The organism is Thauera sp. GDN1, from assembly GCF_029223545.1.
In the GTDB taxonomy this organism is placed as follows: domain Bacteria; phylum Pseudomonadota; class Gammaproteobacteria; order Burkholderiales; family Rhodocyclaceae; genus Thauera.
The window spans coordinates 288,869-302,151 of sequence record NZ_CP097870.1 but is presented as its reverse complement, the minus strand read 5'-3'; the positions used below and the strand labels follow the sequence as shown (position 1 = coordinate 302,151).

The following is a 13,283-nucleotide window of genomic DNA, read 5'->3' as shown; positions in this document are numbered from 1 at the left end:
GCTCCCGTCAGGCCAACGTGTCCAGCGCCAGAGGTTCGATGCCCCGCGCACGGTCGATCTTCTCGGCCACGCGGAAGGCGGCATCCAGCTCGCTGATGCCGTGCTGCTGCATCAACTGGAAGCGTTCGGCCTTCTCCTCGGGCTCGGTCATCGCCATCGCCAGGTAGAGGCTGGGCGGCACGGCGCGAAACAGCACCTCCATCGACTTGGACAGGATGACGCCCTCGCTGAACTTGCCGGCCTCCTTGCGGGCCGAGAGCATCAGCGCCTTCTGCGAAGCGTTGAGTTCGCGGAAGCGCGCGATCTTCTCGACTTCATCGGGCGGCATCGACAGGCAGATCCACCACTCGATCATGTTGAGCATGGGCTCGGCCGCTTTCGGCAAGTCGTCCAGGTTCTGCGTGGCGAGCCAGAACCAGGCGCCGAGCTTGCGCCACATCTTGGTGATCTTGACCACGTAGGGCGCGAGCAGCGGGTTCTTCGTGATGATGTGGCCTTCGTCCGTCACGTTGATGATCGGGCGGCCCAGGAACTGGTCGCGCTCGGCGATGCTGTTGACGGTGTTGATGAGCGAGATGTAGGCAATCGAGAGTTGGGCGTTGTAGCCCTCGCGCGCGAAGGTGGCCAGGTCCACGATCGTGATGTCCGCCTCGGGCCACGGCGTGCCCGACCGGTCGAACATCTCGCCGTCCACGCCCTGGCAGAACATATCCATGGCGTCGGCCATTTCCAGCAGCCGTGCACGCCGCATCTCCGGCAGCGTGGCGTCGCGGGCGCGCTCGCGCAGCGCGTCGCGCACATCGCGCGTGAGCACCGTGCGCTTGTCCGCCACGCAATGTTGGGCCGCATCGAGAATGCACTGACGGATCAGGCTGCGGTCGGCGCGCGTCATGCGCGCTTCTTCCTTGTCCTCGCCGCCGGTGATCATCAGCCGCGCAGTGATCTCCAGCTCGCCGAGCACGTCGCGCTGCTCATCGCCTTCCACGGCCATGCCGGCATCGGTCTGGTCTTCGTCGAGCGCATCGGCGTCCAGCGTCTGTACCTGGCTCGGCGTATCGACCAGCCGCCAGGCGTCGGCGAACGGAGCCAGACTGACGCCCGCGCCCGGCGCGAGCTTCACGCGATGCACGGTGAGGCCCAGCCGTGCCGCGAAGTCGCCGAACAGGCCGAAGCTGTTGCCCGCCTCGACGATGAACAGGCGCGGCCGATAGATCGCCGTCACCTGATTCAGGATGTTGTTGAGCGTCGCGCTCTTGCCCGACCCCGTGGGGCCGAACAGGAACAGATGCGCGTTCATCTGCCGGTCGAGGCGGTTCAACGGATCGAAGGTGATCGGACCGCCGCCGCGGTTGAAGAACGTGATGCCCGGATGCCCCGTGCCCTGGCTGCGGCCCCAGACCGGCGCCAGGTTCGCCGCATGTTGCGCGAACATGAGCTGGGTGTACCACTGGCGCTTGTCGGCAGCCGGATCGAACACGCACGGCAGCCAGCGCAGATAGCTGTTCAGCGGCGCCACCTCGTCCTCTTCGCGTACCGGTTGCAGGCCGGCGTTGAGCATCACGTTGACGAGCTGCAGGCCGCGCGCATCGAGTTGGGCCAAGTCGCGGCCGCGCAGGTAGAACGCCAGCGCGCCGCGGTAGAGCTTGTGCGCGCTGCCGATCAGGCCACGCGCCTGCTGCACGTCCTGCCGGGTCTGCTCCGAGGCCAGGGTCTCGCCGACGGCCTTTCTGGCGAGGTGGTTCAGGTGCGCCTCGAGCACGTCCTGGGGCGTGGCGACCAGCGTCAGGCACATCACCGTGTCCTCGGGCATCTGGTCGAAGAGCGCGTTCATGGCATCGCCGCCCTTGCGCGTCTCACCCGTCAGATGACCGGTCGCCGGCGGTGTACGCAGACGATCTATCACGATCACCCGATGCGGCATGTCGTCAAAGAACCACAGGCCGTTGGACACGTCCGAGCGCGGCTGGCCAAAGAACAGGCGTTGCGCGAAGTCGGTGCCGCTGGCGAGCTCGATATCGCCCTCCTCCCGCCCCTCCGGATAGCGGGTCAGCGCGTAGAAGCGTTCACGGTCCTCGGCAGTGGCGCCGAGCACGGTGGGGTTCGGGTTGAACCAGCGCAGCAGCCAGGCGTGGATGTCCGCCGCGGCGAGACGTCGCGCTTTCACTCCGGCATTCGCCAGCCCGCCGGCGAGGCGGTCGCAGATCGTGGTCAGCGCCTGCTCGGCCGACTGGCCGCGCCGTAGGGTCGGGGTCGCGGGCGTGCGGCGGTAGACGACCATGCGCACGCGCCGAACCTGGCCGCGCCACGGCAGGCGCGTCACCGTGGTGTCCTCGAACAAACCGCCCGGCTTGGCGATGGCCCTCAGGTGATGGGCGAAGAAGCGCAGGTAGAAGTCGCTGAATGCGCTGCCTTGTGCACGAGGCTGCAGATAGTTCGCCAGCGAGCGCAGATAGTTGTCCCAGTTGGCCTCGTCCTGGGCATAGAGCTGCACCACCCAAGGGTTGTCGTCCAACTCGTCGAAGGCGTCCTGCAGCGCGTTCTCCAGCGCATCGCGCGCCTGCCACAGCCAGGCCATCTCGCGGCCCTCGGTGCCGACCGGCACCAGCTCGAAGAAGGCCGCCACCGACTGGCCATCTTCCAGCAACATGCACTTGGTGTCGGGCAGGTACTCGACCCAGGGCAGCAGGTCCGCGAACGACGGTGCGACGCCATAGAGCGCATCGTGGTCGGCCTGGGTGGCCGGCCCGCGCCGACCCCGGCCGAGCGCCCTGCCCGGTTCGGCGACACCCGCTGCCGCCAGCGCCCTTACGTGCCGCGCCCAGGCATCATCGGCCGCATCCACGGGGTCGGAAGGCGATGCGCTGGGCTTGCGTGACCACGGCAGCGACCAGCCCATCAGTAGTCCTCCACGCGCTCGCCCGGCATCGCGTACTGCACGCGCTGGTAGAGCGGAAACACCGTGCTGTAGCCGGGCACCGGTACGGGGTCGGTACCCGCCAGGTGCGGAAACACGTACATCACCAGGTCGGGGTTCGGCAGGCGGTGGAACTGCCGGTAAATCTCGTTCTGCGCGGTACGCGTGTAGCGCGCCTGCATGCCGGGCGCTGCCTGCATATCGGCCTCGGTCAGCGGCCGGCGCAGGCCCTGGCGCGCATCGAGCAGTTGCCGCGCGGCCGGGCCGCCGCCCGCGCCGCCGCCGGTCTCCTGCAGCCAGATGTCGAGCATGGTGCTGTCGCCGTGCGGCAGCAGCTTCTCCTTGCTGGTGGCACAGCCACCGAGCAGGGTGGCCGCCAGCAGTGCAGCGGCTGCGTCAATCCAGATCCGAGGCATGGGATTCTCCGGTGCGGTGGTGGACCCGACGCCCCTTGGCGTCGTAGTCGATGTCGAGCGGCTGCTCCAGATGTACGGCCACCTTGGCGCCGGGCTGCACATAGACCGCCGCGAAGGCCTGGCCGTAGAGCTTGTTGACCCAATCGGCCATGTCGCGCACGCCGCCCGCGAGGATGCGGCCCATCGCTTCATTGCCGCTGATACCGACAGTGCCCAGCGAGCCGTTGCTGTTGGCGACCACGGCCACACTGCCGCTGTCGGAGTCGATGAGCGAGGCCGCACCGGCCCCGGCCGCGGTAATGAGCGCCTGGCTGCTCAGGTACTGCTGGGCGTTGCTGCGCCGCTCGCCGCTGACGCAGGGGATGCCGTAGGGGTCGCTGATCCAGCCCAGGCCGCCCTGGGTGCTGGCCCCGTTCTGGCCCTGGCCGCCGCTGTTGCCGCCCTTGCTGCTGTCCGCCGGCAGTGTGCGGATGGTGCCGTCCTGGAACACGAACGTGACCGAGCGGATCTGCCCGCGCACGCACGAGAGGGTCCAGTCGCCCGAGGCCGTGCCGCTGACCACGGCGCCGGCCACGTCCGGGATGTCGATGCCGTTGGCCGTGAGGTTGTCCGGGCCGATCAGCACCTTGAACGGGTACGGGTCGTTGACGGTTCCATCGATCGGTACGCGCCCAATGAGCGCTGTCATGGCAACGGACCCCATGAGCGTCGAGTTCGACGGCACGGTATAGACGGCCTTCGTGGATGCGCCCACCGCGCGGCTGCCAACGTCACTCACGGATTCCACCGCGGTCGACAGGCTTTTCTGGGCCGGCCCGAAGCTCGATGGAAAGCTCGGCGCCTTGCTCGCGCTCCTGGCGTCGACCTTGGCATCGTCGGGCTCGACCCACTGCGTGTCACTGGTGCCGCGGTCGAAACGCTGGCCGTCACCCTCCTCCAGCCCCAGTCCGACGGGCAGGTCGGACGGACCGCCCTTGCCCGCAAGGCCGTCCAGTTGTCGCTGCAGATCCTGCATCAGCCCCTGGGTCTGCTGCCTGTCGCTGGCCACCTGGGCACGCTCCTGCGCCAGGCGGTTGCGCTCGCCCTCCAGCGCGTTCTGAATGCGCTGGTCGATCGCGCTTTCCCGCGCACGAAGGCGCTCGTTCTCGGCCCTGTGCTGCTTGTTGTCGCCAAGCGCGCTCTGCAGTTCGGTGCGCAACTGCTTCACCTGGGCCACCAGCGTGGCGACGGTATCGCGCGGCGTGTCGCCCGCGATACCCAGCGCTTTCATCTCCTCGGGCGTGAGCGTACTGGCCGCGCCCATGGGGGCCGGCTGACCGCCGGGGGCGCCGGAGAACAGTCTGATGCCGACGAACATCAGCAACAGCGCCATCGGGATCAGCAGCCACTTGAGCAGCGGATTACTCTTCATCGCGCGCGGCTCCTGTCGAGCCGGCCGCAGCAGCCGGCGGCAGGTTCACGGTGGCGTCGATCGGGCTCAGCGCCGGCAGCAGCGACTCGGCCAGGCCGTGGCCGCGCGTGACCAGATAGAGCACCGTGGTGTCGGACGGAGTGCCGGCCGGCCCCAGGTTCGGATGCTGGAAGGTCGCCGCCACGAAATTCCCCTGCAGGGCGCGCGGGTCGAGGTCGAGCCAGCGCGCCGAGGTATTGGTGAGGCGGATCGCCGTCACCCACTGGTCGTCCAGGCGCCACGCGGCCAGCGCCCGCGCGTGCACCGGCACCGCCGGCAGCAAGGTGTCGAGCACGAGGTCGCGGCGCAGGTTCACGCGGCCGATGCCGGCGACTGGCTCGACGGTGCGCAGCGGCGCATACAGGTTCTGCGCGGCATGGCGTGTCAGAACAACCGGGACCGGCGTTTCGCGCAAGGGAGCGGTCTTGTCCGCGGACGCATCGACCGGCTCGTCTGCGCCGCGTGCCGCACCGCCGCCATAGCGCTTTGCGGGGGCCTCTGCTTCCACGATGCGCACCGGCTCGAGCGGCGCCTGGCCTTCCTTTGCCGGCTCGGCGGCGATGTCGATCAGGATGATCGCGCCGGATTCAACATCCTGCAGTTGCAGCCGCGTGGGTGGAATCGGCTCGCTCGCCCGCAGGTAGATCGCGCCCGCCGCACTCTGCACGCGCAGGTGGCCGCCGACGCTGGCCGGCACGCCGACGCGCACGTTGCGGTCGATGAAGACCACGCGCTCTTCACCGACCACCAGCGGCACCGGCAGGGGCAGGCGCTCCCAGCGCAGGATTTCCACGGCATGGCTGCCCGGTACAAACCCGAGGATCAGCAAGATGCCGGCCAGGGCCGACAAGGCAGCGGACTTCATGGGGCGTCTCCCTGCAGGTGGCCGGAAGCGTTGCCGGTTGCACCCGCCTGGGTCGACGTCGGCGGTGCTTCGATGCGCTGCGGTGCGCTGGCGTAGCAGTCCAGCGCCAGGCCGAAAGGGTTGTGCTCGGGGTCGATGTCCAGCCGGACGACCTTGATGGGGTAGCGCACCAGAGCGCGCTTGATCTGCTCGGGTCCGTAGTATTCGTCTGCACTCACGTCGAGCGTGACAATCCAATCCCGGGAGGAAACCACCTTGACGCGCGTGGCCGGATCTTCGCCATAGCCGCGCCCGGGAATCTCGTAGATGCCGCGCACGCGCTGACGCAGCTCACCGCTGGTGCGCCGGTACTCGTAGTCCTGTTGCAGAAAGGTGCGGCAGCCCGGCGTCAGGTAGGACGACAGCGCGCGCAGGTTGCGTGCATAGTCCTCCTCGCCGTTCGTGGGCCAGCGCTGCACCTGCTGCCAGATGTAGAACGTGAAGGCATACACACTCTCGGGCGGCACGTCCCACCACTTGCGCGTGCTGCCCGAGCGCAGATCCGGCGGCACATGGATGGTGAGATCCTTCGGCGCGCTCCACCAACCGAAGGCGAGCAAGAGCGCCACCACGAAAAGGGCGCCGGCCCCAAAGCGCAGCGTCTTCACGTGCGCCTGCAGGTGCGCGACCTCGTTCCTGAACCGGCTCATGGTGCCCCTCGATCGGCACTGCGCCGGATCGTCCAGTAGCCCGAACGGGTGATGAGGCCCGGCCCGCCCAGGAGCGCCGCCAGCGCCGGGTACCGCAGGGCCAGCCGCCACTCGAGCTGCCGGTACAGCCAGGTGTCGGGCCGGCCGCGCTTTTGCGCGCGCAGGATGCCGCCGCCGACAAAGACGCCCAGCGCAATGCCGGCGACGATCAGCGTGGGCACCATGGCGATGCTGTGCGTGAGCCAGGCCAGCGGCAGGCCGAGCACAAACCCGGCCGCACCGGACAGGCCGGCGCAGATCCACAACTCGTCGGCCGTCAGCCCGCGCACGACCACCGGCTGGCGATTCAGCCGGTGCGGCAGGAAGGTCACCAGCGTGTCGCGTGGAGTCTCCGAAGGGAGGGCCATCGCTTGCCGCCGTTACAGTACGCCGGTGGCCTTGGTGAGCAGCCAGATGCCAACCACCAGCAAGAGCGCGCCCACGGCGACCGACAGGCCAAACTGGCCCCAGGTGGCGCGGCCGGTGTGGATCTCCGAGTAGCGTGTGTAGGCGTGATAGGAGACACCGACGAACATCGAGGCGACCACGAGCAGCGCGATCAGCAGCACGATGTCGTAGCCGTAGTTCTGCAAGGTCTGCAGGATGCCGCTGCCCTGGCCGCGCGATGGGTCTTCCATGGTCGGCAGGCCCTGCGCGAAGGCCGACAGCGGCAGGCCCGCGAGCGCGAGCGGCAGCAGCGGTGCGGCGATGCGGGACGGAATGCGATGGGATGTCGTTGGAGTGTTCATGGCGTATGGCCCTTCGTGACGGTCAGGAGAGGAGGAAGAAGGTCAGCACCAGGTACATCGCCACGAAGCGCACGACGACGGCGAGGAACTGACGTTCAGTGATGCGGTGCTCGGCCCAGCCGACGTAGGCGGTGCGCATGGCCCACACGCCCCACAGCAGCAACACGGCGAACACGAAGCCCAGCACCACGGCAGCGACGGCCGAAGGCGCAAAGCCGCCGTTGGCCTGGAAGGCGGTGACCTGATCGGCAGAGGGCGTCATGGCGATGGCTCCTCGTCGTCGGCGCGGTCGCGGCGGACGTAGTCGCCGGCCAGCGGGACGGGATCGCGCGGCTGGGCGCGCTGGGGCACGAGGTAGTCCTGCAGGCCGGCGCGAACGCGCTCCAGGTCGGCACGCAGTTGGGCGTAGTCGAAGTGGTAGCGGGCGCGTTCCTGCGGAGCGGTATGGGCGGCGTGCTCGGCGAGGCGGTCGATCAGGTCGAGTTGGCGGGCGAGCGCGGCGAGATGCTCACGCTCCGAGGCGAGGCTGTCGGCAGCGGCGGCAGGCTGCAGCGCCGAGAACGACACAGTCAACACCACGGCAAGCGCAGGCCATGCGGATGTGCGGCGGTTGGTCTGTCCCATCGTGCCATTCCCCGTTGAAGCGGATGGCCAGATGCTGTGGCGCGCTCTCGCTTTGCGCCGCAGGGAATGGGAACTACGGCATGACCGGATTTCCGGGGCGAGCTGGCCGGCATTCGCCCAATGCCTGATGGATTTCTTGTTGGCTAGCGCCTACCACCTTTTTGTAGAATTGAGCAAACTTGGCAATCCAAAGTCACGAAAGACCAAACCAGATGGTTCTCAGATGAGTGAAGTCGAAAGCGAGATCCTCACGCTTGACGAAGTCGCCGCGTACCTCAAGGCGGGAAAACGGACGGTCTATCGCTTGGCCCAGAAGGGAGAGATTCCGGCGTTCAAGCTCGGGGGAACCTGGCGCTTTCGCCGCTCGGAGCTGGATCGCTGGATCGCCGAAAGCATCAACAAAAAGAAGCCGGAGGCCGAGTGAGCGCGGACCAAGCCAGCCGCCGAATCACGCTCGGGGAAGAGCAAGGGGAGGATCACCGTTGACAACACAGCAGCTTCTGACGCCGCACCAGAGCCAGTACTTTGCTTGGCTGCTGACCAGGCGTGCAGCAGGCGACTCCGTGGAGTCGCTGGCTTCGACCTTGGTCGATTCGCAAGTCGATCTGAATCCCCATCAGGTTGAGGCCGCGCTCTTCGCTTGTCGCAATCCCCTCTCACGCGGCGTGATCCTCGCCGACGAGGTTGGTCTGGGCAAGACCATCGAGGCCGGCTTGGTCCTTTCCCAACGCTGGGCCGAACGGCGGCGGAAGGTGCTCATCATCGTTCCGGCGAACCTGCGCAAGCAGTGGCACCAGGAGCTGCAGGACAAGTTCGGCCTGCAAGGGCTGATCCTCGAAGCCAAAAGCTACAACGCGATTCGCAAGCAGGAGCAGCGGAACCCGTTCCAGTTCACCTCCGGCCCGATCATCTGTTCCTATCAGTTCGCGAAGGCCAAGGCTGACGATGTCAAGGGCATCGACTGGGACTTGGTCGTCCTGGACGAAGCGCATCGCCTGCGCAACGTCTACAAGACCAGCAACGTCATTGCCAAAACACTCAAGGAGGCGTTGTCGCACGTTCACTCCAAGGTGCTTCTGACCGCAACGCCGTTGCAGAACTCGTTGCTCGAACTCTATGGGCTGGTCAGCTTCATCGATGACCGCGTGTTCGGAGACCTTGACAGCTTTCGCTCGCAATTTACTGGCCGGGAACAGGCCTTCAACGCCCTACGTGACCGACTGGCTCCCATCTGCAAGCGCACTCTGCGCAAACAGGTTCAGCCCTATGTGTCGTATACGGCGCGCAAGGCCATCATCCAGGAATTCACGCCGTCAAACGAAGAGCAGGAACTGTCCAGACTCGTCGCTGATTACTTGCGTCGCCCCAACCTGAAGGCCATGCCCGAGGGACAGCGCCAGCTGATTTCACTGGTGCTATGGAAGTTGCTCGCGTCCAGCTCGCACGCCATCGCAGGCGCGCTGGAGACGATGGCCAAACGGCTTCAGGGGGTGCTTGACGAAACTGCCGAGATTCCCGATCTGGCCGAAGAACTCGACGAGGACTACGAGTCGCTGGACGAAACCGCTGATGAGTGGAGCGAGCAGGAAGCCGCTTCTACGACGCCGAGCCGCTCAGAGCGGAATGCCATCGCGCAGGAGATCGAAGAACTTCGCCACTTCAAGGCGCTGGCAACCAGCATCCGCGACAACGCCAAAGGCAAGGCGCTGCTCACTGCGCTGGATCGCGCCTTTGCCGAGCTGGACCGGTTGGGCGCGGCCAGAAAGGCCATCATCTTCACCGAGTCCAAGCGCACACAGGAGTACCTCCTCAGCTTGCTGGCTGACACGCCCTACGGCGACGGCATCGTGCTCTTCAACGGCACGAACAGCGACCAGCGTGCGCAGGCGATCTACAAGGACTGGCTCAAACGCCACGAAGGCACCGACCGCATCACCGGCTCCAAGACTGCCGACACCCGTGCGGCACTGGTCGAGCACTTCAAGGAGCGTGGCAAGGTCATGATTGCCACCGAAGCCGGCGCCGAAGGCATCAACCTCCAGTTCTGCTCGCTCGTCATCAACTACGACCTGCCATGGAACCCGCAGCGCATTGAGCAGCGCATCGGGCGCTGCCACCGCTACGGTCAGAAGCACGACGTGGTGGTGGTCAACTTCGTCGACCGCAGCAATGAGGCCGATGCACGGGTGTACGAGCTGCTGGCGCAGAAGTTCCAGCTCTTCGAGGGCGTGTTTGGGGCCAGCGACGAAGTGCTGGGTGCCATCGGCTCCGGTGTCGATTTCGAGCGGCGTATCGCCGAGATCTACCAGAACTGCCGAGAGCCCGAGGAAATCAAGTCCAGCTTCGAGCAACTCCAGCTCGACCTCTCCGGCGAAATCAACGAGGCGATGGTCAAGACGCGCCAGGTACTGCTTGAGAACTTCGATGAGGAGGTGCAGGAGAAGCTGCGCATGCGGGCCGACGACAGCCGCAACGCGCGCAACCGCTTCGAGCGCATGCTGATGGACTTGACCCGCGCCGAACTGGTCCATTGCGCCGCGTTCGATGACGACGGCTTCGATCTCCGCCACATACCGACTGGAGTCGAGCACGGCGGCCTCGCGGGCATCGAGCTGGGGCGCTACGAATTGCCCCGCCGCTCCGGCGACGCGCATCTATACCGCATCAATCATCCGCTGGCGCGATGGGGCATCGAGCAGGCCAAGGCTCGCGCACTCAACGGGGCTCGTCTTGTGTTCGACTACAACGCCCACGGTGCAAAGATCAGCACGCTTGAAGCCTGGCGCGGCAAGGCCGGATGGCTCACCGTGAAGCTAATCTCGGTCGAGACACTCGGCAACCAGGAGCAACATCTGCTGGTTGCGGCGGGCACGACCGATGGCGTCGTGCTCGCGGAAGAAGACCCGGAAAAACTGCTGCGCCTGCCCGCGACCACGCAGGCGGCCAGTCTGTTCAATGCCCCTGACGCCACCCTGCTGGCCGACGTGGAAGCCCGCAAGACCGCACTGCTGCGCGACGTCAACGAGCGCAACCTCGGCTACTTCGAGCAGGAAGTCCAGAAGCTGGATGCCTGGGCGGACGACCTGAAGCTCGGTCTGGAGCAGGAGATCAAGGAGATCGACCGCGAGATCAAGGAGGTGCGCCGAACCGCCGCGACCTCGCCGACGCTGGAAGAAAAGTTGTCATGGCAGAAGAAGCAGCGCGAACTGGAGAGCAAGCGCAGCAAGCTGCGCCGCGAGTTGTTTGCCCGGCAGGACGAAGTCGAAGCGCAGCGCAATGACTTGATCAGCCAGCTTGAAGTGCAACTCCAACAGCAGGTCGAGGAGCGCACGCTGTTCACTGTCGAGTGGGAGCTGGTGTAATGACTATTAACCCGGCAATCAAATAGGTTTTGATATAATTCGGGCATGGAAAAGATCGATGCCCGCAAGCTTCCGCCCGAAGCCCTGGAACACATTCGTCGCCAAGCATTTGTACTGCGCAAGCAAGGCTACACATGGACGCACATTGCTGAAGTGTGTGGGGTTCATGTTGGGACCGTTCTGAAATGGGCGCGGCGCGCCCAAGCTGACGACCTCGACGCCGTCATCAAGGGCGGGCAACGTGGTCGGCGCCATGGCTCGGGACGAACTCTGACGCTGGTTCAAGAGGAGCAGCTGCGCTTGAAGATCATCGGCTCGAATCCCGCCCAGCTTCAGCTTGAGTTTGCGCTGTGGAATCGTCGCGCAGTGATGCTCGCCATCAAGCAGCTCTTTGGCATCGACATGCCCATTCGCACCGTCGGTGAGTACCTTCGGCGGTGGGGTTTCACGCCGCAGCGGCCGGTCAAGCGTGCGCTTGAGCAGGATCCGGCCCGGCTCAAGGCGTGGCTTGAGGACGAGTATCCGAAGATCGTTGCGCGCGCCAAGACTGAGGATGCCGAGATCTACTGGGGTGACGAGACCGCCATTCGCCAGGACTCGCACTGGGTGCGCGGCTACTCGATGGCGGGGCTGACGCCTGAGCTTCGACTGCCGGCCGGTCGCCACGGATCGACATCGATGATCTCGGCGATCACCAACCAAGGCTTGGTGCGCTTCTCGTTCTTCGAGGGCGCCATCGATGCCGAGCGCTTCATCGTGTTCTTGAAGGACCTGATTCAGGATGCGCAGCGTAAGGTGTTCCTGATCGTCGACAATTTGCGCGTGCACCGCGCCAACCGTGTCCGCGAGTGGGCTGCCGAAAACACCGAGAAGATCGAGCTGTTTTACCTGCCGCCGTATGCGCCGGAACTCAACCCCGACGAGTATCTGAACCGGGATCTGAAAACGTCGATACGCTCCGGGCCGATTGCCAGGACCGCCGCCGCACTTCTCGAGAAGGCGCGTACGTGCATGGAACGCATCGCTGCGATGCCGGATCGTGTGCGGTCGTATTTCAGCCATGAGTACGTTCGCTACGCTCAGTAATTTAGCTATTTGATTGCCGGGTTAATAATCAAGTAGCACCCTTAGACCTGCGCATGACCAGGCCGCGGTTGAAGCGTGCCAAGAATTGAGGAGAGCGAGATATGGCTAGCGGAAAATTACTGCGGCAACTCATCAAATCGGGAACGCAAGGCGATGCTTCGGGCTTTCGCGCGGCGTCCGAGGCAGTGATCAAAGAGGAGCGCGAGAAGAACCATCATCTGCTCGCAAATGACCTTGAGCGTTTACTTTACGGCGATCAGGCAACGGTCGGGAAGAGTGCGCGGAAGCTGCAAAGCTTGCCCAGCGTGCCGACAAATAAAGACAACGGCCTTGCGCTACTAGAAGAGCGTGCCGTGATTCGAGAGGAGAAAGACATCATTCTCTCGGATGCTTCGCAGTCGGCACTCGATGAAATCCTGATGGAGCACAACCGGACGGACGTGCTTCGATCCTATGGCCTGCAACCCGCGCAGAAGCTGTTGTTTTGCGGGCCTCCCGGCTGCGGCAAGACGCTGGCCGCCGAAGTCATCGCGCATTCCCTGTCCATGCCGCTCATCCTCGTTCGGCTGGACTCGGTCATCTCGTCGTTTCTGGGAGAGACGGCCGCCAATTTGCGCAAAGTGTTCGATTACGTCGCAACGCATCCCGTGGTCGCATTGTTCGATGAATTCGACGCCCTGACCAAGGATCGTGGCGACAGCGCCGATCATGGTGAGCTCAAACGCTCCGTAAATGCCGTCTTGCAGATGATGGACGGTTATCGAGGCGAGAGCATCCTGATCGCCACCACCAACTACGAAACCTTATTGGACAAGGCGGTTTGGCGACGCTTCGATGAGGTTGTGCGCTTCGAGATGCCGAATCTGGAGCAGATCAAACGCTTGTTAGCTCTGAAACTCTCCGGTGTCCGCCGCAATTTCGAGCCCGACGATGGCCAGGTGGCATCCGTGTTCAAGGGCATGTCGCACGCCGACATCGAGCGAGTTCTTCGGCGCTCCGTCAAGGAAATGATCCTGTCCGGCCGGGAGTTCCTGGAGAAAAGCCACCTCGATACCGCGCTTGCCCGTGAGTATCGTCATAAGAGTTAAG

13 protein-coding genes are annotated in these 13,283 nt (G+C 65.1%); 4 read left to right on the top strand and 9 right to left on the bottom strand.

Annotated features, from left to right (window positions below):
* Positions 1–7: 7 nt before the first annotated feature.
* Genes CKCBHOJB_RS01385 through CKCBHOJB_RS01345 form a run of 9 tightly spaced genes read right to left on the bottom strand, consistent with a single transcriptional unit; the run spans position 8 to position 7,746 of the window.
* Positions 8–2,896, bottom strand: a complete 2,889-nt coding sequence (locus CKCBHOJB_RS01385; RefSeq protein WP_281050255.1) for a conjugative transfer ATPase — start codon at positions 2,894–2,896, stop codon at positions 8–10.
* Positions 2,896–3,330 carry a TIGR03751 family conjugal transfer lipoprotein gene (locus tag CKCBHOJB_RS01380; protein ID WP_281050254.1) on the bottom strand — a complete coding sequence of 145 codons (435 nt, stop codon included), beginning with the start codon at positions 3,328–3,330 and terminating at the stop codon, positions 2,896–2,898. Before CKCBHOJB_RS01380 ends, CKCBHOJB_RS01385 begins: the two co-directional genes overlap by 1 nt.
* A complete protein-coding gene (locus tag CKCBHOJB_RS01375) occupies positions 3,311–4,741 on the bottom strand; it encodes a TIGR03752 family integrating conjugative element protein (protein WP_281050253.1) in 1,431 nt (476 codons plus the stop codon). Before CKCBHOJB_RS01375 ends, CKCBHOJB_RS01380 begins: the two co-directional genes overlap by 20 nt.
* Positions 4,731–5,645, bottom strand: a complete 915-nt coding sequence (locus CKCBHOJB_RS01370; protein ID WP_281050252.1) for a TIGR03749 family integrating conjugative element protein — start codon at positions 5,643–5,645, stop codon at positions 4,731–4,733. The genes CKCBHOJB_RS01375 and CKCBHOJB_RS01370 overlap by 11 nt, the downstream gene beginning before the upstream one ends.
* Positions 5,642–6,334, bottom strand: a complete 693-nt coding sequence (locus tag CKCBHOJB_RS01365; RefSeq protein ID WP_281050251.1) for a PFL_4703 family integrating conjugative element protein — start codon at positions 6,332–6,334, stop codon at positions 5,642–5,644. The genes CKCBHOJB_RS01370 and CKCBHOJB_RS01365 overlap by 4 nt, the downstream gene beginning before the upstream one ends.
* Positions 6,331–6,741: a TIGR03750 family conjugal transfer protein gene (locus CKCBHOJB_RS01360; RefSeq protein ID WP_281050250.1), complete on the bottom strand. Its 411-nt coding sequence runs from the start codon at positions 6,739–6,741 to the stop codon at positions 6,331–6,333. Before CKCBHOJB_RS01360 ends, CKCBHOJB_RS01365 begins: the two co-directional genes overlap by 4 nt.
* 12 nt (positions 6,742–6,753) lie before the next feature.
* Positions 6,754–7,122: a TIGR03745 family integrating conjugative element membrane protein gene (locus tag CKCBHOJB_RS01355; RefSeq protein WP_281050249.1), complete on the bottom strand. Its 369-nt coding sequence runs from the start codon at positions 7,120–7,122 to the stop codon at positions 6,754–6,756.
* 22 nt (positions 7,123–7,144) lie between these two features.
* Positions 7,145–7,384, bottom strand: a complete 240-nt coding sequence (locus CKCBHOJB_RS01350) for a TIGR03758 family integrating conjugative element protein (RefSeq protein WP_057390422.1) — start codon at positions 7,382–7,384, stop codon at positions 7,145–7,147.
* Positions 7,381–7,746 (bottom strand): RAQPRD family integrative conjugative element protein, encoded by a 366-nt coding sequence (locus CKCBHOJB_RS01345; RefSeq protein WP_281050248.1) that lies wholly within the window; start codon positions 7,744–7,746, stop codon positions 7,381–7,383. The genes CKCBHOJB_RS01350 and CKCBHOJB_RS01345 overlap by 4 nt, the downstream gene beginning before the upstream one ends.
* A gap of 223 nt (positions 7,747–7,969) precedes the next feature.
* Here CKCBHOJB_RS01345 and CKCBHOJB_RS01340 point away from each other — a divergent pair, with 223 nt between their 5' ends.
* From CKCBHOJB_RS01340 to CKCBHOJB_RS01325, 4 genes are all read left to right on the top strand, one after another.
* Complete coding sequence (locus tag CKCBHOJB_RS01340) at positions 7,970–8,170, top strand: helix-turn-helix domain-containing protein (protein ID WP_031653361.1); 201 nt, start codon at positions 7,970–7,972, stop codon at positions 8,168–8,170.
* 58 nt (positions 8,171–8,228) lie between these two features.
* Positions 8,229–11,108: an SNF2-related protein gene (locus CKCBHOJB_RS01335; RefSeq protein ID WP_281050247.1), complete on the top strand. Its 2,880-nt coding sequence runs from the start codon at positions 8,229–8,231 to the stop codon at positions 11,106–11,108.
* A gap of 45 nt (positions 11,109–11,153) precedes the next feature.
* A complete protein-coding gene (locus CKCBHOJB_RS01330; protein ID WP_002924806.1) occupies positions 11,154–12,194 on the top strand; it encodes an IS630 family transposase in 1,041 nt (346 codons plus the stop codon).
* A 101-nt stretch (positions 12,195–12,295) separates the two neighbouring features.
* Entirely contained in the window at positions 12,296–13,282 is a 987-nt protein-coding gene (locus tag CKCBHOJB_RS01325; protein ID WP_003141003.1) for an ATP-binding protein, read from the top strand.
* Position 13,283: the final 1 nt, after the last annotated feature.